Origin of the sequence: Paenibacillus sp. FSL R5-0749 (genome assembly GCF_038595085.1) — a bacterium.
Classification (GTDB): Bacteria; Bacillota; Bacilli; order Paenibacillales; family Paenibacillaceae; genus Paenibacillus.
Map to the genome: position 1 here is coordinate 465,714 of NZ_CP152005.1, position 24,102 is coordinate 489,815.

Sequence of the window (24,102 nt, forward strand, 5' to 3'; positions counted from 1 at the left end):
AGCTGCGCTATTTGCGAAGCTTACGTCCCGCAAGCCCACTCTCTAGCGCATAGCGGGTGAGTTGTACCCGGTTTTCCAGCTGGAGCTTCTGCAAAATGTTTTTTAGGTGATTCTTCACCGTCTGGTCTGAAATACCGAGCTGATCAGCGATCTCCCGATTGGTGTATCCCGCGGATACCCATTGCAGAATCTCAAGTTCCCGCGCCGTAAGTGGATTATCTTGCACATCTTCACTGCGTGGTGCGGGAAACTCCTGCAAAATCCGGTAGGCCAGTTCCTTGCTGAGCGGTGCATCGTCGCTGACGATGGCGCGCAGGTATTCAAGCCAGGTAGAAGGCGTCAGATTTTTGAGCAAATAGCCTTGAGCACCTTGCTTTAGTGCTTCGAACAGGAAGGTCACATCATCCGATACCGTGACCATAACAACAATAACATAAGGGAATCGCAGCTTGATCTGACGGGTGGCTTCCAGCCCATCCATCTCCGGCATCTGCACGTCCATCAGGATCAGGTCAGGCATCCATTGTCCGGTAAGCTCCAACGCTTCCTGTCCATTCGAAGCTGTACCAATCACTTCAAACAGGCTGTCCTCGGATAAAATGCTACAGATTGCTTCACGCGCATGCGCATGATCGTCAACAACCAATACACGTACATGTTCCATACTAAGCATGCTCCTTTCCTATCGTCATTCGTGTATGCCCCGGTCTTGAATCGAGGGTAAAAGACCAACCCATCTCGGCAGCACGTTCCTTCGTAATTCGTAGTCCGTACCGATCCTTCAGATGAAGAGGATCTCCGCTTAGTCCATTCCCATTATCCTGAATATAAATGAACCAGGCAATTGGGTTACCCTCCGCATGAACCTGAACGCGGGTAGCCTGTGCATGTTTGCGTACATTCAGTAAACCCTCCCGGATACAGGCGAGCAGTTCCACTTGCTCCTTGGCAGAGAAGGTTACACCGTTCAGATCCCAGTGAATCTGTGCGCCGGGTACGGTTTCCTTCACGAGCACTTCGACCTGCGCATGCAGCGAGATAATCTCGGGTGCCGTGGTAGAGGAGGGAACATAGCGCAACTGGGCAATCGCTTGCCTTACATATGTATTGACTTCATGCACGGTTTTTTGAATCTCCTGGATCTCATGCTCATGTCCGCTCCCTGCCAGACTACGGCCCGCTTTATCGGTCTTCACGGACAGCAGGAAAAGAGACTGAGATATGCCATCATGAAGTTCCCGGGCCAATTGGTCACGAGCTTCCAGAGCTGCTTTCGCTGCGCGTTCCTGCTCCAGAGCAGCCCTGGCACCTTCGAGCATGTGGAACAATCGGCTGAGCAGTGTCACACTGACGAGATAAACAATGACGGGTGTTAACCAGTTCCCGGCGTCCATCGAAAGGTACGGCATCAGAAACTGATGGCGAATATATTCCCAGATGCCAACCGTGAATGTGGGGATCAGCAGAATCATCCATTTAATTTGTTTATAGGACATGAATGCAGAACTCCTTTGACCTAGGATTAGCTTAATAAGGTAATTTATTTATACAGGGATGGGATCATTATAACGCAAGCTTGTCCAAGACCCTAGTCTGTGTCTTTGGAGAAAGCTGGGGAGGATCAGGGAGTATTTAGAAGGATATCTAAGAATGACAAGGGGTGAAATGTTGTCACGCTAGGTGAGGGTTGGTGTGAACAGCTGAGGAAGGCTGAGTCCGTTTTCCCTATCGGAGAAGGTCCTCTATACTTATATAGAACGTGAATTCATTACAAAACATGTTAAGGAGTGAAGCAACAACATGAGTCAAGAAGTATTGGAACGTCGCAGTGAATTGCTCAAAAAGAACATTCACCAGATGCTTGTTCAAGACAATCAGCACGGTATCAGTCGCCAAGACAACATGTTTTTGCAGCAGATGATCAAAGAGCTGCATCAGACCTCACATGAACTGAATACCAAATCTTAATGTAGAATCTGCACGAGAATGAAGCTGTCTGGTGTACGATTCATTCCATGAAAATGAAAATGGCGCTATCTCCGATCAGACCGGGGATAGCGCTTTGACTTTTTAAGAGCATACATAGAAAGCTTCATTATCTTAAAGCAACTGTTGTTGAGCGGTTCTTTTCTCAATATATCGAATGAATAACTCGGCAAGCTCCGGATCAAACTGCGAACCCGAACATGCGCGCAGCTCCCGAATGGCTTCCTCCACGTTCTTGGTCTCCTGATACGGTCGCTCTGTCGTCATGGCATCAAAGGAGTCAATGACGGTCAACATCCGGCACAGCCGGGGAATCTCGTTACCCTTCAGGCCGTAAGGATAGCCCTTGCCATCATAGCGCTCGTGGTGAAGTTCAATATACGGAATCAGATCGGCGAAGCGATCGTTCGTGATCACCATTTTTTTACCCCAGGTGACATGTCCCTTGATCGTTTCCCATTCTTCTGCGGTGAGCTTGTCTTTCTTGTTCAGAATAGACCAGGGAATCTCCAGTTTGCCGATGTCATGAATCAGTGCTCCCAGCACGAAACGGCGTTTCTCCGCATTGTCCAGTGCAAGCAGTTCACTGATATCCAGTGCATATTTGTAGACCCGTTTGGAATGTTTAAACGTATCCATGTCCTTGTATCTGAACAGATTGAGCTGTTGCTCGATGTCACGAACGTCCTGTACCAGATCAATCTCGTGTTCCATGCCATCATTGCTTCCGTGGCGGTGCACGTTGTTTTTGCCCTGTTTCTTCGCATAATACAGTGCTTTATCCGCCTGATCCACGAGTTGGGATTTGTTATACATATCCACCTGATAGGGTGCGACGCCACCCGAGAAGGAGAGACAACCGTGCGGAAACACTTCAACGCCTTCAAACGGCGTGTCATTTAGTTGTTTGCGCAGCTTATTCATAAACTTGTAGGATTCGTCCAATTCCATTCCTGGCATGAGAAGTGTGAACTCTTCCCCTCCATAACGAAAGGCGGTAACAGGTGTACCTTCGGTCTTTCGCATTAGAAAATCCCCCAGCAGGGCCAGCAGGCTGTCGCCTTGGAGGTGGCCAAACCGATCGTTATACTTTTTGAAATCATCGATATCAATCAGTCCCAGACAGAGCGGTGTTCCCTGCGTACGAGCGGCGGTCAGTTCATTTTCCAACATACTTTCAAAATAACTATGGTTGAACAGACCTGTGCGTTGATCCGTGTTAGCTTTCTCCTCAATGGTCTGATACATGACAAACAATTGCTTGAATGCATGGGAGAGCAGAATACTGAGACTTAAGTACAACAACAGACCGAGCACGCCATTGTGTACAACCAGAATCGTCAGGACAAGCGCCAGAATCAGCGTACATAAATAAACCAGCAAGGATTCGGTAACAAATGCCCGCTTCATCTGCTGTAATGCATCTTTCGTTGAGAAATGAAAGAATAAGCCAAGTGTAATCGTGTTGATGATGAAATAGGCCGCAAGCGCTGCAAAATAAGGAAGCAGATTATAGCCGTCCAGCGTTCCCGATTGCCCGCCAGTCCACTCAAACACGGCAGCTGCTCCCGTAATCATGAGACTGTAGATGCTGAAATTGACAATGTGTTTCCACCAGGTGAGCTTGCGCTCTTTGATTAACAGAATGATGGAGACAGGAAGCAGTACAGATAAACTGAAAGCTCCTCCAAACATGAATATACAGGCAAGGTATACCGATGAATCCATGGATTGCTGATTGCCTTTGGGTGGAATCTGAAACGTGAAATAATCCAGAATTAGCGCCGCACCCAGCATGGTATAGACCATGACCCAATCCGCCGTGGTTAGATGAAGGTAAGACCACTTGTTCATGTACAGAAAAACACCGATCCCGGTACAACTAAGCAAAATAACATACAGACTGCTTCGATCTGCCTTATGGATAAGGTTACGAATAAAGTTCATAAAAAATCTCCTGCTTGGGTTTAGTCTACTCTTGATGTGTATATAATGGGTGTTCTTGTATAGGGATATACTATATAGACGTATAACATACCAATTTGCCTGGCAAAAATCCAGAAAGAAAAAACAGGCCGCTGGCAGCCTGTTTGTCTTGTTTGGCGGTATGGATACTAGCCGCCCAGCTTGTATCCCGAAGTTAGTGCTACAACGACAGAAGCCACGATGATTGCGTTGATGACAATGCGGGAATATTTCACACCTTCAAATTTTTTCATGGAGAAGACCTCCCTTCCTTGGAGTCTACCTGGTTCTCGTCAAGCCTGATGAGTTTTAGCAGGTTGCACAGCCTTTTTGTCCCGATTCACCATCATGTACTGGATAAAAAGGAATATGCCAACGTTCATGACTACATCACCGATGCTGATAACTTGAGTTCGTGGATAAGGGCTGGAGAGTGGGATGATATCACCGAGAAAAGGCAAACGTGTAGACGCATCCATCATAAAATGCTTCGATACGGCTCCGCCTTCCCGGAGCATATCTACATAGTAGGGTCCCAATACAGCGGAGGCTTCCACAGAAACCGGCATACGTCCACCGTTGACAGCCATCACGGCAAAATTGAGAAACACACCAATCCAGATGAGCATAAAACCGGTATGGTGCCTATTGAGCCACAAAAATGCGAGCCCTGTAATGTAGACGGCAGCAAAGAGATAACCATTAATAGATGCCACCCATTCGAATCGTTCCTGCAGATAGAAAATAAAGAACTGGATTAGAAGCAATACAGGGAAAATCCAGCCACTTCGCAACTTGAGTGATGCAAACTGATGGAGCCCATGCCGCAGCCCGCCTCGAAAAAATCCAACGATCAAGCCGAGTAAAATACCGTCATATACCATAAGTAACTCCTGTTCATGCGGAGATGTGCAATAGGATTGCGTGTTTGTGTACATAAAGGATTCGACCTGATATTGGTAATTCCTGCATGAGAAAAATGATTTTTTAGAAGAAATTTGCAAAATGCTGAACAAAAAACCGTCTTTACGAACCAAAGGGTCGAAAACCCTGATGAATTCAGTAAAGACGGTTACTTATAATGGCAAAATACGAGCTTTAATTCGGTTGGAAATGGAATTTATTTTATTCGGAACCACCGTTCAGATAGTTGAAGAAAGGCTGATCCACCCAGAAGTCATATGTTGTAATGTCTGCATCAGGAGCGAGTTTCAGGAAACCTTCCCGAATGGATTTGGCATTTTCCTTCAGAGAGAAGGACTGAGCATAGTAATTGCCAAGCGCGATCTTATTATTGGAAATGACCGGATAGTTGGCCAATGCCGTTGGTGAGTAATACAGTGGTTGCCACCAGGAACTGAGAATCAATGGTGATGTAGTGTCACTGTTCTTCTTGGCATATTTCAGAACAATATCATTGAAGCGGACTTTGTCTGCCACATTGTTGAACTCGAACTGAATATCATACTCCTTCGCAGAGGCAATATAGTTACCGTTCTCGATCTGTGTCACTTTATAGTCTGGTGTTTCCTTCGGCTCGCCCCATTCCTTCAAATAAATGAAGGCAGATGTCTTCGGCTGGAATTGTACATCGGCGTCAATGCCTTCGCTACGTAGCAAACCAACCAACTGTACAGCATGTTGAATGTTATCGTGACCGTAGGTAAGTGTCAGTTCATCGATAAAGTTGGAATCAAAACGGCTATCCTTCAGATTATAACCTGTGACGAGATCGTCTCGCAGGGCCTGATCCACAATCTTTCTCAGCTCAGGTGATTCGATCAGATCCGCTGTGCGATATGCAGCATACAGTTTGGAATAGATGTCCGCATCGCCGGAACGTCCAATCTCATGTTTGTATTTCCCTTGACTGACCAGAACACGTCCAAGCAAAGTATTAGCGAAATCTTTACTTGCTACGCCACCCTTTAGGAGAGCGGGGTACAGATTTTCGGGAATCAGGCCTGTATCGATCGCTGCAGCCAGTTCCTGTGCGGCTTGTCCCTGAACACGGTTCGGGCTAATGCCAACTTTGGCAAGTGCTTTGGCCGTTTTCTCGGCAGGATATGTATAAGCGAGTTCCTTGAATCCGGCTGCTTTCACCGCGATGAAGACGGCGGCATAAGTGCTCAGTTGATCCTTGGCACGTACTTCTGTACCTGTAATAACCCCACTATTGAATAAGGAAACGGCAGCATCATAAGAAGAATCACCAGAGGCCAGATCGGTAAAGACAGGAGCTTTGGCTTCACTGTCAATTGCTTGAGTGGCTTCCGTAACGGCTGCAATGGCTTGAATGAAATCACCTTTGGTTATCTGTTGCGGCAATTGAATATTGTACTTTGCTTGCAAGAATTGAGCAAAATCCGCTGCGCTTTCCGTATAAGCGACTGGAGCCTGAGCTAACGGTCCTTTGACACTTTGTGAAGTGGTTGGTTTAGCCGGAGTTGCAGATGCTGCAGAAGCAGAAGCGGGCAAGCTTAGACTGCCGAGTGTTACCGGAGCGGCGAGCAGGGCCGCCAACGTGATCTGGGTGATTTTTTTCAAATGAATAGCCTCCTTAAAATGGGTTGGAAAATGAGTAGCTTTCGGTTATAATTCTGACAAATCCTATCAGAATAGAATAATTGGATTGACTTTAGCACGGAGACGCGCTGGATGTCAACGGAAAAAAAGCTTGCTATAAAGCGGTTTCCAAAGCTTGGTAGAAAGCAAATCATCAAATATATTCTAATTGAGTGTATACGCTCAAAGATTTATTGACAAGGATCGACAGTATCCGCTAGGATAAGAAAAAAGAATATTGAAAAGGGGTATTTTCAAAATGAAAAGAGGTTTATCGTTCGTCTTATCGATCATCATGTTGGCTATTTTGTTGGCAGCTTGTGGGAATTCGGCTTCCAAAGACGAACAATCCGCCCAAGGCAGTGATTCGGAGAAATCTCTTCGGATGGCCCTCGTACTTCCCGAAAAAATAGGGGTTAACCCTTTCTTTGTACAGATGGATGAAGGCTTCAAAAAAGCAGGCGAAGAATTCAAAGTAGACACCAAGACAATTGAATCGACAGACCCGGCAGCATTTGAACAAAATCTGCGTGCTGCGGTTGCCGAGAATTATGATCTGATTATTACAGCAACTTTCCAGGCAGAAGATGCATTGAAGAAAGTCGCTGCAGAAAATCCGGATAAGTCCTTTGCAATTGTAGATACAACCGTGGATCTGCCTAACGTACGTAGCGTTGGTTTCCGTGAATATGAAGGGGCGTACCTGCTCGGTGCAGCCGCTGGATTGTCCACCAAAACAGACAAAGTCGGCATGATCGCAGCAATGGACGTACCATTGATTAAGAAATATACAGAAGGTTTCAAAGCGGGATTGGAATCCGTAAATCCGGATGCAGAATTCCTCGTGAACTATGTAGGTGGATTTAATGACCCGGCCAAAGCCAAAGAATTGGCACTCGTACAATTCGGCAAAGGCGCTGATTTCATCGCTGGCGCATCCGCTGTAGGTGATCTGGGTGTGTTCGAAGCAGCGAAAGAAAAAGGCTTCTATACTTCAGGTCAGGATACGGACCGTACGGTTGAAGACCCCGAACATATCGTATTATCTCAATTGAAATCAACCGATACCGTTGCTTATGAGACTGTGAAAGATTTTGTAGAAGGCAACTTCAAAGCAGGTGCAGTGAACTATGGCTTGAAAGAAGACGGTGTGGGCCTGACTTATGTTACACGTGATAGCGAATCCCCGCTGAATGCTTTTGTTGGACAAGAAGTAATCGACAAAGTGAAAGCAATCAAGGATGATATCGTATCCGGTAAAATCGTAGTCAAAGATCCATTGCAACAATAGTTTTGAATTGTTCTTTTCAATGAATGAGTGATGGAATGGATCAGCCGGCTGCCCGATCAGGCAGCCGGTTTTGCTGCTATTAAATGACCAGTATATGTTCAACTTATCGTTTACACGATAACGAAGAGGACAGAAATAACCTGAAGAAGCTAAGCTAAAAGCTTTCTGAAAGAAAGCTACTTCGGAAGCATACACCTCGCCTTTATCTCCGGATTTTCCCCTTTACATAAAGGGAATCGAAAAATCTGGGGATAACAGCGATCGGAAGGTTGTTCTGTCATCGTAGTGGCGAGTGTAACCTTTTAAGTTGAACTGAGAGGAGCGACGCGAGATATGCTGTTGGAGATGGAGCACATTACGAAGAAATACGGCGGCTTCACCGCGAACCGTGACATCCGTTTTAATTTGCGTGAGGGAGAGATTCATGCCCTTGTAGGTGAGAACGGGGCCGGTAAAACAACCTTGATGCGTATGCTGTACGGTATGGAACAGCCTACGTCAGGAACAATCAAAGTCCGTGGACGCGAAGTGAGCTTCGCTACGCCGTCCCAGGCGATGGCAAATGGCATCGGCATGGTGCACCAGCATTTCATGCTGTTCCCTTCCTTTACGGTGGCGGAGAACATCGTGATTGGACGCGAACCGGCAGCGGCAGGTGTATTTGACCGTAAAAAAGCAGCGGCCCAGGTGAATGAGCTTGGTAAACAATATGGCATGCCGGTTGACCCGTGGAAAAAAGTATCCGAGTGCCCGCTTGGCATGCAGCAGCGTGTTGAAATTCTCAAGGTGCTGCATCAGGGCGCAGACATCATTATATTGGATGAACCTTCGGCAGTACTGACGCCTCTGGAAGTAAAGGAACTGCTAACGAACATGAAATCACTCGCAAAGCTGGGCAAAACCTTTGTACTAATCACGCACAAGCTGCAAGAAGTCATGGATGTAGCCGACCGGATTACGGTACTTCGGGATGGTCAGGTAACGGGTACGCTCGAAGCCAAGGATACACATGTGGAGGAATTATCCCGTCTGATGGTTGGTCGTGAACTTGTGCGTATGGACAAGCAGCCATCGGTTCCTGCCGAAGCGGTGCTTCAGGTGGAAGGGGTCAATCTGTCTGGCGCCAAGGATCGTTCGGCGCTCAAGAAGATCCATATGGAGGTTCGTAAAGGCGAAGTCGTTGGCATAGCCGGTATCTCGGGTAACGGCCAGTCGGAATTGATTCAAGTGATTGCGGGACTGCGTAAGGCGGATAGTGGTCGCGTTGTGCTCTCCGGGCAGGATACAACCAATTGGCCTGTACGGCGCATTCGGGAGCATGGACTTGCTCATATCCCGGAAGATCGTTATATGTGGGGAGCGGCCAAGGATGCGAGCGTTCGTGAGAACGGGCTGATGGGACATCATCATCGCTTGCAATCACGTGGCATTATCAAAGCGAAAGCAGCAAGAACAATGGTAGAAAGTTGGATCAAACAGTTCAGCATCAAGACGGGTTCTGCGGAAACCAAGGCACAGTTTCTGTCTGGAGGTAATTTGCAGAAGCTGATTGCCGCTCGTGAATTCGCACAGGATACACCGTTTCTAATTGCAGCCGAACCGACTCGTGGTGTGGATATCGGAGCGATGGAGACGATTCATGCCGAATTGCTACGTAAACGCAGTGAGGGTGCAGGTATTCTTCTCATTTCATCGGAGTTGTCTGAGATTTTGCAATTATCGGATCGCATTATAGTGATGTATGAAGGCGAAATTGCCGGAGAACTGAGAGCAGAGGAAGCGACGGAGGAACAGATCAGTTTGTTAATGGCAGGAGGGAAAGAGCGGATATGAATCGGGTAAAAGAAACACTTCGCGGACTCGTACAGCCGCTGCTTGCCGTATTCATCGGTCTGATTGCAGGGGCTGTGGCGATTCTGATTGTTGGCGGTAATGTGGTGGATACGTATGCGGAGATGTGGAAAGGGGCCTTCGGCAACTTCTACTTCTTCACCAATACACTGGCTCGTTCCACACCGATCATCCTGGCGGGACTTGGCGTAGCCTTGGCATTTCGTGCCGGATTTTTCAATATGGGAGCCGAAGGCCAGATGATTCTTGGCGGGCTCAGTGCCGCGCTCACGGCGCTCTACCTGCCAGGCCCGGGCTGGTTCGTGTGTATTGCTGCGATTGTCGCAGGTATTGTTGCCGGGGGAATCTGGTCTCTGTTTGCAGGTTGGCTGGATGCTCGTTTCGGCATGAATCTATTGATTACAACCTTACTACTTAACTATATCGCTATTTATTTTGGCGGATACATGGTCTCCTATCCATTCAAGGATCGGACTGGATCTGCAGCGATGGCTCAGACACCTATGATTGATCAGAGTATCTGGTTGCCGAAGTTGTTCCAAGGTATGGGACTGCATGCCGGCTTCATCATTGCCATTGTCGCGGCTATTCTGATCTACTGGTTCACTCACAAAACGGTGACGGGTTACGAGATCCGCATGCTCGGCAGCAACCCGTCCTTTGCAACCTACGGCGGTGTTCGCCGCATTCGCATGATGATGCTGTCCATGGTCATCAGTGGTGGACTTGCTGGACTGGCAGGTGCGGGGGAAGTGCTCGGTACACAGTACCGTTTCCTTGATGGATCGCTATCTTCTGCAAGTTACGCCTGGAGCGGCATTATGGCCACGCTGCTTGCCCGCTCGCATCCACTCGGTACAGCTGTAGCAGCTATTTTGCTGGCTGCGTTACAGACAGGTGCCATGGGGATGGAACGGAATACGGATGTGCCGCTTGAAGTCGGCAGTGTCATCCAGGCCGTATTGACATTATTTGTATCAGCTCAGATCGGTTATTCATTCCTGAAGCGGAGAAAGGAGAAAAAGTCCAATGCAACAACTGTTTGATGCAGCCATGTTTGGCTCAACCTTGCGGATTATGACTCCAATCCTGCTTGCAGCGCTCGGTGGGGCTTTATGTTCCCGTGTCGGTCTGTTCAACGTGGGTCTCGAAGGACTGGTTTTGATCGGTGCATTCTCCGCCATTGTCGGTAATTATCTGTTTGGCAATGTGCTGCTGGCTGTACTCTTTTCCATTATTATTGTGATGTTATTCTCGGCGCTCTTTGCTTTTATAAGTATTAATCTCAAGGCCAACGCCATCGTGGTCGGGATCTCGCTCAACTTCCTGGCTGCGGGGGTGACGACCTTTGCACTGCGTGCGATTTTTGATGTAAAAGGTGCATACTACGACAAAGACATGGTGGGACTTCCCAAGTGGGATATTCCGCTGATTAAGGACATTCCGTGGTTGGGCGATGTATTATCGGGACATAGTCCCTTGGTTTACCTCGGTATTGTGCTCGTGATTGGACTGCAATTCTATCTGTTCAAAAGTGTATCCGGCTTCCGCCTGCGCTCTGTCGGTGAGAATCCGATTGCAGCACAGAGCATCGGGATCAAGGTACGCGGCATCCAGTATGGTGCGGTTCTAATGTGCGGTGTGTTGTGTGCTCTGGCTGGCGCGCAGTTGTCGCTCGGTCAGGTGACGATGTTCACCGAAGGCATGACCGCGGGTCGTGGCTTCATTGCACTCGTAGCAACGATGCTGGGACAAGCGAATCCGCTTGGCGTCATGGGCTCCAGTGTGTTGTTCGGCTTCATGGAGGCATTGAGTATTCGTCTGCAAGGCTTCTCCTTGCCAACCCATTTCACATTGATGTTGCCGTATATTGTGACGCTGGTCGCGATGTTCTTTTTCAAAGACCGTACCTATGCGCAGGATGCACTGAAAGCGGGCGGAAGCTCGCGTTAATTCCTGAATGCCGATGTAGAGGCAGCAAAAGAAGGAGGAATTCCACTTGCATAACAAGGCTGAACGTTTGAAAAAAGGAAAAGCCCCGGCACCCAAAGCGGGCAATGATTATGGAGATCGCTTGCCGCCGGGACAGATGTTGACGGAGAAATTTCCGATTCTGCATGAAGGGGAAGTGCCAGAATATGACCTGTCCACCTGGGACTTGAAGGTATTCGGCGAAGTGGAAGAAGAGAAGGTCTTCTCCCTGGCCGAGTTGCAGGCGATGCCTCAGGTGAACACGGTAAGTGATATTCACTGTGTCACACGCTGGTCGAAATTCGATACGCCGTGGGAAGGCATTCGCTTCTCTGATTTTGTGAAACTTCTTGGCGTTAAACCGGAAGCGAAATACGTCATGATCCATGCGGATCATGATTATGAGACAAATGTACCGCTCGAAGAATTGATGCATGACGATGTGCTGCTTGCATTCAAATATAACGGCGAGCCACTGACGCCCAAGCATGGTTTTCCGTTGCGCATGGTCGTGCCACAACTTTACTTCTGGAAGAGTGCGAAGTGGATACGTGGTTTGGAGTTTATGACCGAAGACCGTAACGGCTTCTGGGAAGTGAATGGTTTCCACCATTTTGCCGATCCGTTCAAGGAGCAGCGCTTCTCGGGTGAAGATCTGCCGATTCCGGAAGATGAGTGGACGAAGAAGGAGTTTGATTGATATGTTGATGCCTATTTTGCAGATTCATTCGGAAGACATGCCGGCATATGCCGTCGTCTGTGGTGATCCGGCACGTGCGGAGAAGATTTCCCGTAAGCTGGAGCAGGCGAGAGAACTGGCGTTCAGTCGGGAGTATCGCACGTTTGTTGGTCTGTACGGAGGGTTACAGATCGCTGTGGTCAGCCATGGTGTAGGGTCACCTGGAGCGGCTGTCTGCTTCGAGGAATTGATTCGAGCGGGTGTAACAACTCTGATTCGTGTAGGTACGGCGGGATCGTATACAGCGGATTTTCCGGCAGGTAGTGTGATTGTGAGTACAGCAGCCGTTCGTACAGATGGGTTGACTCGCCAACTGGTGCCGGATGGTTTCCCAGCGGTAGCGGATATTGGGGTGACGCAAGCGTTGATCGAAGCTGCTCGTGAGCAGGGGAACGCAGCAAATGCCGAATCTGCGACTGCAGCGGGTAAAGTTGGTGTGGGTATCACCGTAACGCTGGATGCGTTCTTTGCAGGCGTGGAAGAGATTCCACATCGCAAGTACAAGCAGGCTGGAGCACTTGCAGCCGAGATGGAAATTGCGGCACTCTACATCGTCAGCACCTTGCGTGGCGCTCGTGCCGGAGCCATTGTCGCGATTGACGGGTTCGCGGACAGCGACCTGGCTGCTGAGTATGATCCGCATACGGATGCGGTTGGACAAGCGGTGGAGCGTGAGATTAATGCAGCGCTACGTGCGCTAGTCGCGCTTGCTCGCCAGGATCAGGCGTAATACAAAGCTAGTAATTTAATCGGTTAAACGTCCACCTGAGGTGGACATAAGGAAAGAGGGCATTCCGTAGGGTCATGAAAATGGTCTGGGGGAATGCCCTTTTTTTGCGCCCAAAAAAGTTGGGGAATTTTATCGACGATAATTGTTTTAGGGATTTGTGAGTATAAGCTGATGTGAGAAGTGGAGGTTATGAATGGTGTACTGTTTCACCTAACGAACCCAGCACGTCTTATTCGAGGGGATATCGCAAGTATGAAAATCTAACGAATCGTTGGCACGCTAATGCCGGAATTAATGCCTGTTTTCAATCCATTATAATGAATTACCGTTAAATAACGTTTCTGAGATTCGTTAAATTTCCACTCCGTCTATATTTGCCAATATAAGGTGTGTAGGATTCGTTAGCCCTGATGTCTATCCCTCGCGAAGAATGATAATGCAGAAAATGGGCACGTTATATAAAGGAACATCACCATGAATACGAAAAAGGGAGGACTCTACGATGACACAGAACAATCAACCTCAGGATGAGGCGGAAATTCGCAACAAGCTGGATGAAGACGGGGATTCCTTGATGGAGAAAAAGAAAATCTTGAGCGGAGTAGACATTGAGCCACAGGCGGACGAATGGGCAGCGAAGCCATCACCTGTTGCTTTTAATGAAGGAAATACATCTTCGAAAAAATAATCAACATGAACATCCTATGGGCTTGATGGAAGGAAGATAAATTTAGCGAAGCAGGTACCCTTATGGTATCTGCTTTTTGGTTGTATAATAATGTAAAATTCAACAGACGAAAGAGTGATGGGATGAGCACGAAGGGGAATGTTAACATTCGAAAGGCAGAACTCAGGGACTACTCTGGCGTGTCATTGTTGATGGATGAACTGCACCAGATGCATGTCGAGGCGCGGCCGGATCTATACAGAGTGTTAGAGACTAGAATGGAGGAAAGGGAGTTTACCGAACTACTGGAAACGGACAAGCGATACCTGTATGTTGCCGAGTCTTTAGAAACAGGCTTGATTCTGGGTTACGGGAGTGCGCAGTTGAGTGTAATTCAGGATAACCCATTGATGGTGGATCGCAAGATGCTGTACATCCATGAACTTGTAGTGGATACCAAGCATCGGGGCCAAGGAACGGGCAAACAGTTGATCCAGGCATTCATCGAGCTAGGAAGAGAGCTTCAGGCAGACAGCGTGGAATTATCCGTGTCGACGTTTAACTGGGACGCACAGGCTTTCTATGAACAGATGGGTCTGGTCGTTCGCAGCAGCAGGATGGAATATACCTTGTAAGATGTACTGCTCTTTATCAATCGAACAAGCAATCATCTATTTTTAACAAAATATCAAAATGAACTTGAATACCCCCATGGGGTATGTTACTCTTAGAAAAGAACGAAAGAAAAGGGGTGTTCATGATGGATCATCAGAGCCATCCCGAGGAACCTTTGCAATCCTCCATGTCCGATTCGACGGAAGCTTCGGCTACAGTTCAAGAAGCAGTATCCTGTCATGTCGAAGGCAGTGATGGGAAGCATGTGCGCAAGAGTCATCATTCGCAGGAGATGAAGAGTAACCTGGTTTCTCGTTTGAACCGTGTGGAAGGTCAGATTCGCGGGATCAAGGGATTGATTGAGAAGGATACGTACTGTGATGATGTACTGACGCAGATTGCGGCGGCTCAGTCTGCTCTTAATTCAGTAGGCAAACTTCTTCTTGAAGGCCATATGAAGAGCTGTATTGTTGAGCGTATTCAAGCTGGTGAACATGAGGTTGTGGATGAACTGCTGGTTACGATGCGGAAGTTAATGAAGTAAGCTGAATCAATTCACCTAATTAATTTTATCATTTTAATATATCCCAAGGAGGAATTTACAATGTCTAATGTTACGTTGAACGTTACGGGAATGTCTTGCAATCACTGTGTGAAGTCGGTTGAAGAGGCTGTGAAGAATGCTGGGGCGAGTGGTCACGTGGATCTGGCAGCGGGAACGGTAGCTGTGGAATATGATGAGCAGAAAGTGAACGTGGATCAGATCAAAGCTGCAATTGAAGATCAGGGATACGATGTAGTCTAATGGCATTACAGGCTTAAACCGAACATGCTCTTGGGTAAAAAGAGGTCAGAGGTCTTTTTTCCTACGAGTCAGGTTTAAGCCTAATTTTCTGTCCGATACATACCCCTTGGGGGTATAATTGATTGCAACATATAATAATTTGAATCGACATGAAAGGAGCTGACATGATGGATAACTCAACGAATAAACCAATGGATACATCATCAGAACCTACACCTTTGCCCCCTATGGCAGACGCGCCTGGACTGAAGACAACACTTCACATCACGGGCATGACCTGTGCCGCATGTTCGACACGAGTGGAGAAAGGCTTGTCCCGCATGGAGGGTGTGCATCAGGCCAATGTGAACCTTGCGATTGAACAGGCAACCGTTTCATATGATCCGAAGACAACCAACGTGAATGCGTTGCGGGATAAAGTAGAGGCGCTTGGCTACGGTACGGTGTCCGAATCAGTAGATCTGAACATCACCGGTATGACGTGTGCTGCCTGTTCTGCGCGGATTGAAAAAGGTCTTTCCCGACTACCCGGGGTATCTCAGGCGAATGTGAATCTGGCGCTGGAGACCGGGCATATTGAATATGCCGCGGGCTCATTGAAACCTTCGGATATTACCGCCAAGATTAAGCAAATGGGCTACGGTGCTGAACTGCAATTGACGCAAGAACAGACTACATCGGTTCGTGAACGTGAGCTGCAACGCAAAAAGTGGAGATGGATGATATCGGCTTTGTTATCGATTCCGTTGCTGTGGGCCATGGTGGGGCATTTCTCGTTCACATCCGGAATCTATGTACCTGAGCTGTTCATGAACCCGTGGTTCCAACTGCTGCTGGCAACACCGGTACAGTTCGTGATTGGGTGGCAGTTCTATGTAGGAGCGTACAAAGCACTACGCAACCGCAGCGCGAATATGGATGTTCTTGTCGCACTGGGTACCAGCGCAGCGTTTTTCTACAGTCTGTATCTGACGTTATCCAGTGGGTACTTGCCTTTTGCGTCGGTGGATCATGGGGCAATGGGAACGGGCACAGCCGCCATGCCTTCGGTAGAACTCTATTATGAGACAAGTGCGATTCTAATTACGTTAATTTTACTGGGAAAATGGTTCGAAGCTGTGGCGAAAGGCCGCTCTTCACAGGCGATTAAAAGCTTGATTGAACTGGCTCCACGTGAAGCCCGTGTCATCCGGGATGGACAGGAAGTTATGGTTCCTGCTGCATATGTTGCGGTAGGGGAGCTCGTTCTGGTGAAGCCGGGTGACAGCATACCTGTAGATGGTGTCGTTGAGGAGGGGCAATCCTCTGTGGATGAATCCATGCTAAGCGGAGAGAGCCTTCCCGTGGATAAAAAACCGGGAGATGCCGTTACAGGTGCTACGTTGAACAAAAATGGCGTATTACGACTGCGTGCGACACGAGTGGGATCGGACACGGCGTTGTCCCAGATCATCAAAGTGGTAGAGCAGGCGCAGGGTTCCAAAGCACCGATTCAACGGATCGCAGATGTTATATCAGGCATATTTGTTCCGATCGTCGTTGGCATAGCCGCGCTGACATTCCTGATCTGGTATCTGTTTGCAAGTCCGGGTGACTTTGCGGGTTCCCTTGAAAAAGCGATTGCTGTGCTCGTCATTGCCTGTCCATGTGCACTTGGGCTGGCCACGCCGACCTCAGTCATGGCTGGATCAGGCCGTGCCGCTGAGTACGGCATTCTGTTCAAAGGCGGCGAACATCTGGAGTCCGCACAACAGATTCAGACCGTGGTGCTCGACAAAACAGGTACAGTGACTCAAGGTAAACCCGTGCTTACCGACGTTATCACGGCTCCGAATTGGACGGAATCCGATCTGCTTGAGCATGTGGGAGCGGCTGAACAGAGTTCGGAGCATCCGCTGGCAGAGGCGATTGTTGCAGGTATCCGTGCCAAGGGTCTGGAGCTGACCTCAACAGAGAAGTTCGAGAACATACCGGGATATGGTGTGCGAGCTTCAGTACAAGGGCAGGAGATCCTGGTTGGTACACGGCGATTGCTTGCGGATGCACAGGTCAATGTCTCTGAGGAAACCGTTCAGCAGATGAACCGACTGGAAGAGCAGGGGCGTACAGCGATGCTGGTAGCGGTAGATGGTCAGTGGGCAGGCATTGTGGCAGTGGCTGACACCATTAAGGATACCTCTCGTGAAGCGATCGGTCGTCTTCAGGCGATGGGGATTGATGTGATCATGATCACTGGAGACAATGAGCGGACTGCTCGAGCTGTAGCGGAACAGGCAGGGATCGGTAAAGTGCTGGCTGAGGTTCTTCCCGAAGGTAAAGCTGCAGAAGTGAAGAAACTTCAGGAGAGTGGCCTGAAAGTTGCGATGGTAGGTGACGGCATTAATGATGCTCCAGCACTCGCTACTGCTGATATTGGGATGGCCATTGGAACAGGAACGGATGTAGCGATGGAAGCGGCGGATATTACCTTGATGCGTGGTGATCTGAACAGCATTGCAGATGCGATTGAGATGAGCCGGCGCACGATGGGGAATATCAAACAAAACTTATTCTGGGCACTCGGATACAACGTTATTGGTATTCCCATTGCGGCAGTTGGCTTCTTGGCCCCATGGCTGGCAGGGGCGGCGATGGCGTTCAGTTCCGTGTCGGTTGTCCTGAATGCGCTGCGACTGCAACGCATGAAGCTGAATAGAAATGGCTGACCGGCCCATGTTTACAGAGATATTCAATGCCTCATTGTAACAAAGTGAGGATATTACATGCGCGGTTCGCTGCAGGCGGGCCGCGCTTTTTGTTGAGAAGAGACAGTTTGAATCGCCAGAGAAGTACGGCCTGAATCGTTGGTCTAGATGTCCTTTTCTATGGAGAAAAGTTGGTATTATGCTATTTTGTGAAAATGAATTAATTACATTCATGAATAAATCTTATATTTTCTGAATATTTCAAAAATGAGTTGACAATATGGTCATATTCACATAAAATTTAAACGATCGTTTGATTCAAACAACTGTTTAAATCAAATTAGAACTATTTTGAGTAATGGAGGACACCTTTTATGTTACAGGCTTTACGTACATTGTTTAAAAAACCGCCAGTGATTGTAGGGATCGTAACAGCACTTATGTTCCAAGTGATCTTTAGCGTGATCTGGATGACCGCATATTCTGGAGTAAATGACCGTACGAAAGAATTAACGGTTGCGATTGTGAACGAGGATGGTGAAATGTCCAAAGGAATTGCGGATTCGCTCGCAGGAACACTGCCTTTCCATACCGTATCCAATCTGAGTGCAGCTGAAGCGTTGGATCAGTTGAATCATCACAAAGTACACATGGTGCTGGATATTCCGGCTGGGTTCAACGAACTGCTTCAGACGGCTGGCTCAACCGCCGAGATTAAATACACCATTAATGAAGCGAACCCGGTTACGATTAAAAGCATGATGCAAGGTGTATCACAAAGTGTGACAAACACGATTAACAAACAAGCTACAGCACAAGGCGTTCAGACGGTGTTAACTGCTTCAGGTGCGCCTGCCGATCAGGCTGCTGAAGCTGCTGCGAACCTGGCTACCCGAGTGGAAGGAACAACAACGTCCATCAACCCAGTTAACGGGATGAATAATCAGATGGTGCCGATGATGATGGTACTGGCTTCCTATGTAGGTGCCATGATTATGGGGATGAACCTGCAGACAGCCATGGGTATGCTGTCATCTACCTATTCCCGCTTGACTTTGTTTGGCGCGAGAGTTGTCATTAACGTGGGTTCTGCATTGGTCGTTTCCTTGTTGGGATCATCGCTGATCGTTGCATTGGGCGGACAGATTGCACAAGGATTCGTTGCGTTCTGGTTGTTCCAGGCACTCTTCCTGTGTACGTTCATGTTCTTCTCCCAGTTCTTCCTGATCTGTTTCGGACCGGCAGGAAGTCTGTTCAACATCATCTCACTGTCCTTGCAACTGGTATCTTCCGGTGCTATGGTACCGCGTGAATTGCTGAACAGCTTCTATAGCGGCATTGGGCAGTACCTGCCTGCAACATACGCCGTTCAGGGTATTCTGAGCGTGCAATTGGGAGGCCCAGGAGTTCAGTCTGCTGCAGGATCTATCGTCATTGTACTGTTGGTTGCTGTTGCTCTGTCACTGGTTGTGACGTTGTTGAAAAAACAACGCATGCCAGCTGGTGCACCACGCCCGGTTCAAGCACACAACTAATACAACAGATACATGTAACGGCTTCATAAGATAGGACAATAGGATAGGACAAGCACCCCGATGATTTTCATCGGGGTGCTTGGTGTAATATAATAGACAGATGATTCGCTGGCTGCTGTCCTTGAGCTAGAGCGAATGAGATGAACGGACAAGAGGGAGCGGGACGGAATGACGGAACCGGAGTTGGATATCAAAACGAGGATATTGCTTGCAGCCAAGAAGCTTTTTGCACAGCAGGGGTATGACGGGACGAGTGTTCGTCAAATCTGTGATGAGGCGGGTGCGAATGTGTCGCTGGTGTCATACCATTTTGGCGGCAAAGAAAAGGTGTTCGAGGCATTATTTGAACATTTCTTCCCCGATCATATGATGAACTCGTTGGCGGAAGAGTCCATGTCCTCGCCTGTGGAAGGTATCCGACGAATTATTGGTGAAGTTGTGAAGTTCACGATGACAGATCGGGAGATGAGCGATATTGTGCAGCTTGAAATTACACTGCGTACACATCGCACAGCGACCGTATTTCGTTTTCTGGACCCCGTCTGGACACGCGTGAGGGAACTGCTGCAAGAAGGAAAGGACCAGGGATTGTTCCAAATCGAGTCCGTATCTTATGCAATGCTTCAGGTTATGGGTGTGGCTTTGGCACACAAACGGGCCAAGAATTCACGATTTGGCTTTGATTATCAACATATGAATACAGACGAGCTCGCGGAGCAGACCATTGAGTTCGTACTTCGAGGATTGGGAGTGAACCGCCATGAATGAAACCATTGAGTTGATGATGAAACACCGCTCTGTACGAAAATTTAAGCCTGACCCGGTAAGTGATGAGCAGCTTGCAGCCATTGTATCGGCAGGGCAGATGGCTTCTTCTTCAAGCAGTGTACAAGCTTACACCGTGATTGCCGTGACTGAATCGGAGCAAAAAGCCAAGCTGGCTGAATTGGCAGGCAATCAGGCCTACGTCAATGAATGTCCCGTGTTTCTCGTGTGGTGTGCTGACCTATATCGGCTGAGTGATGCTGCGAAACGTCATCTTCCTGAGAAGGAATCGTATGCCGATTCGACCGAGAATTTCATGGTAGCCACGATTGATGCTGCTCTGGCTTCCCAGAATGCCGCTCTTGCAGCCGAATCTCTTGGCTTCGGAATTGTATATATCGGCGGGCTTCGTACTCGGATTGAAGAAGTCGCTGAGCTGTTGGGATTGCCGGAAGGCGTATATCCGGTGTACGGCATGTGTATTGGTGTTGCAGATCAGGAAACAGGAATTCGGCCACGCCTGCCATTGAAAGCCGTTCTGCATCATAATCGCTATAATGCCGAGCAGAGCCTTCAAGGTGTTGAGCAGTATGATGAGACTACAACTGCGTACATGAAAGAACGGACCAATGGAGAACGAACGACCCCATGGTCCGAACTGATGGCGAAGCGCCTGACTGAGCCGGCACGGTTGCAGGTGAGACCGTTCCTGGAAGGCAAAGGATTCCTGAAGCGTTAAGTTGAACGGAAGGTAGTTACACCTGCTACTCCGATGACAGAACAACCCTCCGATCGCTGTTATCCCCAGATTTTTCAATCCACTTTTAAAAAGGTGAAAATCTGGTTATAAAGGCGAACGCGTTGCTTCCTCGGGTTATTTCTGTCCTCTACGTTCCTGTGTAAAAATTTTGTTCAACTTATATCTATGTAAATTAGAAGTCAGTCGGGGAAAAGTCGACTGGCTTCTTTGTGTTGTGCTGGCAGGGCAAGCGAGTGCGCTTGCTTCTACCAGATTGTAATCAAGTTAAGCCATAGAAACGCTTTGTATTCTGATAAAAGAGACGGGCGGCCCGGTCGGTTCCCATGCCGGTGATCTCACTCCATGCTTGAATGACTTGTCTGGTCATTGCAGGGTGTGTCATTCGTCCCTGAAACGGCCCTTCGAAGGGCCAAGGGCCGTCGGTCTCGGCCATGACTTGTTCTGCTGGATATTGCCGGGCGAGTTCACGAATCTCATCTTCATAACGAATATCCGGCGTGAAAGAGATGAAATAACCGTTGTCTGCCATGCGTTTTACCGTTTCGCGGGACCCTTTGAACCAGTGGAAATGAGCACGTCGGAAATGATTTTGCTCCAGCAGATCACAGACGATATCCGCATCTTCGTATACAGCATGAAGGACAAGCGGTTTGTTGTGCTTTTTCGCGAGTTGGATGAAACGTTCAAGCAGCTCGATATACCCGCTCTGATCGAAGCTCTTTCCTGCTTGCTCAGCCTCCAGTCGATTGTAATAGGGAAGGCCGACTTCTCCGATAGCTGTGGCTTGTCCCATATGCTGCTCAATCCATTGGAAGAACAGGTCCATCTCTGCGGTGGATGGCAGTTCCTGTTCCGGATGGAAACCGAAGGCCGGATATATAGTGCGTGGATATTGATTAGCAAGCTCCAGATTGGCCTGGGCAGAAGCCAGATTCATGGATACCGCAATGACCGCTTCCACCTGCTGAGACGAAAATGATAGCAACATCTCACGTTGTTCATCAGGGGTATACTGATCCAAGTGAATATGAGCATCGATCAATGGTGCAAAAGCTTGAGAATGCACGAGGGAATTCCTCCTTGTGTTCCTATATATTTTAACTATGTTACGCAGAATTTCTTGTGGTGGATCACCCATTAAAGGAAAATAATAACTTTAAAACCCGCGCTATCAAGATAGGCGGGCTTTCTGCTGTTCTTCTCTCATCCACTGTGCAATCTGCCGTTTACGCTCCAGAAAGGCGGATTCCTCCGTAATTTCTTCTCGTCTAGGGCGATCAAAAGGAACATGTACCTCATGCAACACCGTTGCAGGCCGGTTGGATAATACATAGACCCGATCCGCAAGCAGCAATGCTTCTTCGATATTATGGGTGATGAACAGCACCGAACGACGGTTCTGTTCCCAGATATCGAGCAGCCAGCGCTGCATGTCGCTACGTGTGAGTGCATCCAGCGCGCTGAAGGGTTCGTCCAGCAGCATCAACTCCTGCGGACTAAGCAGGGCGCGCAGGAATGCAGCGCGTTGCTGCATACCGCCCGACAGCATATGCGGGTATGCCTGCTCGAATCCGGCAAGACCCACGCTACTTAACCATTTTCGAGCCTCCGCAAGTGCTTCAGCCCGGGGAGGAGTATCCATAGCTACTTCACCAGCAAGCAGTACATTGTCTTCAATGGTACGCCAAGGGAAAAGGGCAGACTGTTGTGGCATATAACTGATCCTGCCACGTTGGCCCGTAACATCGTGACCGTTCATGAGCACTTGCCCTTCCTGTGGCTTCAGCAGACCACCGATGATATGGAACAGGGTGCTTTTGCCACAGCCGGATGGCCCAACGATAGCGACAAACTCACCTTGCTTCACAGTCAGGGACAGGCCGTTCAACACCGGTAGCCTGCTCCGTCGTTCACGAAATGATGCATGAACATCCACGACGTCCAGTGCAGGTGGAACCGAAGCAGCAGTCGTATATGTCGGTAGCCCGGAATTAGTCGAGTAAATTTTTTCACCGTGCTTTGGTTCCAATGTGCGTGCTCCCCGTTCAGGCTGGACGTGTTCGTCCTGTTGCTGATTCATATGCTGATCACTTCCTAATATATAGACTTACATGCTTTGTTATCGCTTCTGTGGCCGCCAGCGCACGAGCAGCTTCTCCAGCAGCGCGATGAGCAGGAAGAGCAGCAAGCTGAGCGCAACAATAATCATGATCGCCACGAATAAGCGATCTGTGCGATAAGCTGATTTTTGCAGCATCATATAATAACCAATACCCTTGTCTGCACCAATCCATTCGGCAATGATGGCGCCCATCACGCTATAGGTAGCGGCGATTTTGATACCGGAGAATACTGATGGTAGTGCATGGGGAAGCTCCAGCTTCCAGAAGATATGACGACGTTTGGCACCAGCCATGCGCATATAGTTCATCATCGCTGCATCTGTACGGGTCAAGCCGTCCATGGCCGCCACCGCAACGGGGAAAAAGCAGACTAATATGATGGTAATCAGCTTGGGCAACAGCCCGAATCCGAACCAGATTAACAGGAGCGGTGCGAGCGCGATGGTCGGTATATTTTGACTAAGAATAAGTAAAGGATACAGGGCTGACTTGAGAAAAGGAACCAAATGCAGCACCATTGCAATCAATAATCCAACCGCTGTTCCAGCGGCGAATCCGATCAGCGTTAACTGAATGGTTGCGGAGGCATGCATGCCCAGTCGCTCCGCTTGGGATGCCGCTTCGCGGGCGATATCGGACGGTGCGGGCAGCATCCATTTCTCGATGTGGAACAGGGATACAGCTCCCTGCCATATCGCTATAAAGAGAATAACCGCCACGAAGGGCGGCCATACACTTTTGAAATAGGCATTCATTAGCGGTACTTCTCCGTCAGGGTATCCATGCTGAAGCCAGTAGGGCTATGGGCGATTTTAATCTGGGAGATGATGCTTGGGCTGCCAGCCTCGACGAGTACTTCGTGCATTTTGCGGACAACCTCCAGCAGTTCCTCCAGTTCCCCTTCCATCGTGGTGTCGAGCGCGTTCACCTGATATTTTAGGCCGGATTGCTGAATAACTTCAATGGCGCGATCTACATAAGGGTAAGAGTTCTCGCCATTTGGCGTTTTTGGAATAACCTGAATGCTAAGTAATGTGCTTGCCATGAGAG

The 24,102-nt window shown here is 48.6% G+C and carries 24 protein-coding genes; 15 read left to right on the top strand and 9 right to left on the bottom strand.

The window, feature by feature from the left end:
- Window positions 1-7: 7 nt before the first annotated feature.
- The gene (locus MKY85_RS02215) at window positions 8-664 is read right to left on the bottom strand and encodes a response regulator transcription factor (RefSeq protein ID WP_150365287.1); all 657 of its coding nucleotides are present in this window, start codon (window positions 662-664) and stop codon (window positions 8-10) included.
- 1 nt (window position 665) lies between these two features.
- Window positions 666-1,496 carry a histidine kinase gene (locus tag MKY85_RS02220; protein WP_342571671.1) on the bottom strand — a complete coding sequence of 277 codons (831 nt, stop codon included), beginning with the start codon at window positions 1,494-1,496 and terminating at the stop codon, window positions 666-668.
- Between the two features lie 304 nt (window positions 1,497-1,800).
- On the opposite strand from MKY85_RS02220, the gene MKY85_RS02225 reads away from it, so the two are divergent.
- Window positions 1,801-1,968: a hypothetical protein gene (locus MKY85_RS02225; RefSeq protein WP_017691019.1), complete on the top strand. Its 168-nt coding sequence runs from the start codon at window positions 1,801-1,803 to the stop codon at window positions 1,966-1,968.
- 132 nt (window positions 1,969-2,100) lie between these two features.
- Here MKY85_RS02225 and MKY85_RS02230 read toward each other — a convergent pair whose 3' ends face one another.
- The 3 genes from MKY85_RS02230 to MKY85_RS02240 form a co-directional block, all read right to left on the bottom strand.
- The gene (locus MKY85_RS02230) at window positions 2,101-3,933 is read right to left on the bottom strand and encodes a diguanylate cyclase (RefSeq protein ID WP_342571672.1); all 1,833 of its coding nucleotides are present in this window, start codon (window positions 3,931-3,933) and stop codon (window positions 2,101-2,103) included.
- 311 nt (window positions 3,934-4,244) lie between these two features.
- Window positions 4,245-4,835 (bottom strand): DUF5317 domain-containing protein, encoded by a 591-nt coding sequence (locus MKY85_RS02235; protein WP_339261285.1) that lies wholly within the window; start codon window positions 4,833-4,835, stop codon window positions 4,245-4,247.
- A gap of 241 nt (window positions 4,836-5,076) precedes the next feature.
- Window positions 5,077-6,498: a hypothetical protein gene (locus MKY85_RS02240; protein ID WP_342571673.1), complete on the bottom strand. Its 1,422-nt coding sequence runs from the start codon at window positions 6,496-6,498 to the stop codon at window positions 5,077-5,079.
- A gap of 277 nt (window positions 6,499-6,775) precedes the next feature.
- On the opposite strand from MKY85_RS02240, the gene MKY85_RS02245 reads away from it, so the two are divergent.
- The 14 genes from MKY85_RS02245 (at window position 6,776) to nfsA (ending at window position 20,908) form a co-directional block, all read left to right on the top strand.
- On the top strand, window positions 6,776-7,807 hold the full coding sequence (locus MKY85_RS02245; protein WP_017691014.1) for a BMP family protein: 1,032 nt from the start codon (window positions 6,776-6,778) through the stop codon (window positions 7,805-7,807).
- 333 nt (window positions 7,808-8,140) lie between these two features.
- The gene (locus tag MKY85_RS02250; RefSeq protein ID WP_342571674.1) at window positions 8,141-9,640 is read left to right on the top strand and encodes an ABC transporter ATP-binding protein; all 1,500 of its coding nucleotides are present in this window, start codon (window positions 8,141-8,143) and stop codon (window positions 9,638-9,640) included.
- Window positions 9,637-10,704: an ABC transporter permease gene (locus MKY85_RS02255; protein WP_017691012.1), complete on the top strand. Its 1,068-nt coding sequence runs from the start codon at window positions 9,637-9,639 to the stop codon at window positions 10,702-10,704. The genes MKY85_RS02250 and MKY85_RS02255 overlap by 4 nt, the downstream gene beginning before the upstream one ends.
- Complete coding sequence (locus tag MKY85_RS02260; protein WP_074093220.1) at window positions 10,688-11,611, top strand: ABC transporter permease; 924 nt, start codon at window positions 10,688-10,690, stop codon at window positions 11,609-11,611. Before MKY85_RS02255 ends, MKY85_RS02260 begins: the two co-directional genes overlap by 17 nt.
- A gap of 46 nt (window positions 11,612-11,657) precedes the next feature.
- On the top strand, window positions 11,658-12,329 hold the full coding sequence (locus tag MKY85_RS02265; RefSeq protein WP_210109989.1) for a sulfite oxidase-like oxidoreductase: 672 nt from the start codon (window positions 11,658-11,660) through the stop codon (window positions 12,327-12,329).
- A 1-nt stretch (window position 12,330) separates the two neighbouring features.
- The gene (locus MKY85_RS02270; RefSeq protein WP_342571675.1) at window positions 12,331-13,098 is read left to right on the top strand and encodes a nucleoside phosphorylase; all 768 of its coding nucleotides are present in this window, start codon (window positions 12,331-12,333) and stop codon (window positions 13,096-13,098) included.
- A 502-nt stretch (window positions 13,099-13,600) separates the two neighbouring features.
- On the top strand, window positions 13,601-13,786 hold the full coding sequence (locus MKY85_RS02275; RefSeq protein WP_036616704.1) for a hypothetical protein: 186 nt from the start codon (window positions 13,601-13,603) through the stop codon (window positions 13,784-13,786).
- Window positions 13,787-13,908: 122 nt separating this feature from the next.
- Window positions 13,909-14,400: a GNAT family N-acetyltransferase gene (locus MKY85_RS02280; protein ID WP_342571676.1), complete on the top strand. Its 492-nt coding sequence runs from the start codon at window positions 13,909-13,911 to the stop codon at window positions 14,398-14,400.
- Between the two features lie 167 nt (window positions 14,401-14,567).
- Window positions 14,568-14,924 carry a metal-sensitive transcriptional regulator gene (locus MKY85_RS02285; protein ID WP_342573253.1) on the top strand — a complete coding sequence of 119 codons (357 nt, stop codon included), beginning with the start codon at window positions 14,568-14,570 and terminating at the stop codon, window positions 14,922-14,924.
- Window positions 14,925-14,984: 60 nt separating this feature from the next.
- Window positions 14,985-15,185, top strand: a complete 201-nt coding sequence (locus MKY85_RS02290; RefSeq protein WP_339258509.1) for a copper ion binding protein — start codon at window positions 14,985-14,987, stop codon at window positions 15,183-15,185.
- Window positions 15,186-15,412: 227 nt separating this feature from the next.
- Window positions 15,413-17,890, top strand: a complete 2,478-nt coding sequence (locus MKY85_RS02295) for a heavy metal translocating P-type ATPase (RefSeq protein ID WP_342573255.1) — start codon at window positions 15,413-15,415, stop codon at window positions 17,888-17,890.
- A gap of 353 nt (window positions 17,891-18,243) precedes the next feature.
- Window positions 18,244-19,404 carry an ABC transporter permease gene (locus tag MKY85_RS02300; protein WP_339304551.1) on the top strand — a complete coding sequence of 387 codons (1,161 nt, stop codon included), beginning with the start codon at window positions 18,244-18,246 and terminating at the stop codon, window positions 19,402-19,404.
- A gap of 168 nt (window positions 19,405-19,572) precedes the next feature.
- The gene (locus MKY85_RS02305; RefSeq protein WP_091018425.1) at window positions 19,573-20,172 is read left to right on the top strand and encodes a TetR family transcriptional regulator; all 600 of its coding nucleotides are present in this window, start codon (window positions 19,573-19,575) and stop codon (window positions 20,170-20,172) included.
- Window positions 20,165-20,908, top strand: a complete 744-nt coding sequence (gene nfsA, locus MKY85_RS02310; protein ID WP_339239237.1) for an oxygen-insensitive NADPH nitroreductase — start codon at window positions 20,165-20,167, stop codon at window positions 20,906-20,908. Before MKY85_RS02305 ends, nfsA begins: the two co-directional genes overlap by 8 nt.
- A 280-nt stretch (window positions 20,909-21,188) precedes the next feature.
- Here nfsA and MKY85_RS02315 read toward each other — a convergent pair whose 3' ends face one another.
- The 4 genes from MKY85_RS02315 to MKY85_RS02330 form a co-directional block, all read right to left on the bottom strand.
- Window positions 21,189-21,995 carry a TatD family hydrolase gene (locus MKY85_RS02315; RefSeq protein WP_342571677.1) on the bottom strand — a complete coding sequence of 269 codons (807 nt, stop codon included), beginning with the start codon at window positions 21,993-21,995 and terminating at the stop codon, window positions 21,189-21,191.
- 105 nt (window positions 21,996-22,100) lie between these two features.
- Complete coding sequence (locus MKY85_RS02320; protein ID WP_342571678.1) at window positions 22,101-23,009, bottom strand: ABC transporter ATP-binding protein; 909 nt, start codon at window positions 23,007-23,009, stop codon at window positions 22,101-22,103.
- A 39-nt stretch (window positions 23,010-23,048) separates the two neighbouring features.
- On the bottom strand, window positions 23,049-23,807 hold the full coding sequence (locus MKY85_RS02325) for an ABC transporter permease (protein WP_342571679.1): 759 nt from the start codon (window positions 23,805-23,807) through the stop codon (window positions 23,049-23,051).
- Entirely contained in the window at window positions 23,807-24,097 is a 291-nt protein-coding gene (locus MKY85_RS02330; RefSeq protein WP_017690996.1) for a thiamine-binding protein, read from the bottom strand. Before MKY85_RS02330 ends, MKY85_RS02325 begins: the two co-directional genes overlap by 1 nt.
- Window positions 24,098-24,102: the final 5 nt, after the last annotated feature.

Excerpts from the sequence above, each read along its gene's own strand:
- MKY85_RS02290 (WP_339258509.1), top strand. The coding sequence starts at position 14,985 with ATGTCTAATGTTACGTTGAACGTTACGGGAATGTCTTGCAATCACTGT.
- MKY85_RS02285 (WP_342573253.1), top strand. The coding sequence starts at position 14,568 with ATGTCCGATTCGACGGAAGCTTCGGCTACAGTTCAAGAAGCAGTATCC.
- MKY85_RS02300 (WP_339304551.1), top strand. The coding sequence starts at position 18,244 with ATGTTACAGGCTTTACGTACATTGTTTAAAAAACCGCCAGTGATTGTA.
- MKY85_RS02270 (WP_342571675.1), top strand. The coding sequence starts at position 12,331 with ATGTTGATGCCTATTTTGCAGATTCATTCGGAAGACATGCCGGCATAT.
- MKY85_RS02275 (WP_036616704.1), top strand. The coding sequence starts at position 13,601 with ATGACACAGAACAATCAACCTCAGGATGAGGCGGAAATTCGCAACAAG.
- MKY85_RS02260 (WP_074093220.1), top strand. The coding sequence starts at position 10,688 with ATGCAACAACTGTTTGATGCAGCCATGTTTGGCTCAACCTTGCGGATT.
- MKY85_RS02235 (WP_339261285.1), bottom strand. The coding sequence starts at position 4,835 with ATGGTATATGACGGTATTTTACTCGGCTTGATCGTTGGATTTTTTCGA.
- MKY85_RS02320 (WP_342571678.1), bottom strand. The coding sequence starts at position 23,009 with ATGAATCAGCAACAGGACGAACACGTCCAGCCTGAACGGGGAGCACGC.
- MKY85_RS02250 (WP_342571674.1), top strand. The coding sequence starts at position 8,141 with ATGCTGTTGGAGATGGAGCACATTACGAAGAAATACGGCGGCTTCACC.
- MKY85_RS02225 (WP_017691019.1), top strand. The coding sequence starts at position 1,801 with ATGAGTCAAGAAGTATTGGAACGTCGCAGTGAATTGCTCAAAAAGAAC.
- nfsA (WP_339239237.1), top strand. The coding sequence starts at position 20,165 with ATGAATGAAACCATTGAGTTGATGATGAAACACCGCTCTGTACGAAAA.
- MKY85_RS02325 (WP_342571679.1), bottom strand. The coding sequence starts at position 23,807 with ATGAATGCCTATTTCAAAAGTGTATGGCCGCCCTTCGTGGCGGTTATT.
- MKY85_RS02220 (WP_342571671.1), bottom strand. The coding sequence starts at position 1,496 with ATGTCCTATAAACAAATTAAATGGATGATTCTGCTGATCCCCACATTC.
- MKY85_RS02255 (WP_017691012.1), top strand. The coding sequence starts at position 9,637 with ATGAATCGGGTAAAAGAAACACTTCGCGGACTCGTACAGCCGCTGCTT.
- MKY85_RS02305 (WP_091018425.1), top strand. The coding sequence starts at position 19,573 with ATGACGGAACCGGAGTTGGATATCAAAACGAGGATATTGCTTGCAGCC.
- MKY85_RS02230 (WP_342571672.1), bottom strand. The coding sequence starts at position 3,933 with ATGAACTTTATTCGTAACCTTATCCATAAGGCAGATCGAAGCAGTCTG.
- MKY85_RS02280 (WP_342571676.1), top strand. The coding sequence starts at position 13,909 with ATGAGCACGAAGGGGAATGTTAACATTCGAAAGGCAGAACTCAGGGAC.
- MKY85_RS02295 (WP_342573255.1), top strand. The coding sequence starts at position 15,413 with ATGGCAGACGCGCCTGGACTGAAGACAACACTTCACATCACGGGCATG.
- MKY85_RS02245 (WP_017691014.1), top strand. The coding sequence starts at position 6,776 with ATGAAAAGAGGTTTATCGTTCGTCTTATCGATCATCATGTTGGCTATT.
- MKY85_RS02215 (WP_150365287.1), bottom strand. The coding sequence starts at position 664 with ATGGAACATGTACGTGTATTGGTTGTTGACGATCATGCGCATGCGCGT.
- MKY85_RS02330 (WP_017690996.1), bottom strand. The coding sequence starts at position 24,097 with ATGGCAAGCACATTACTTAGCATTCAGGTTATTCCAAAAACGCCAAAT.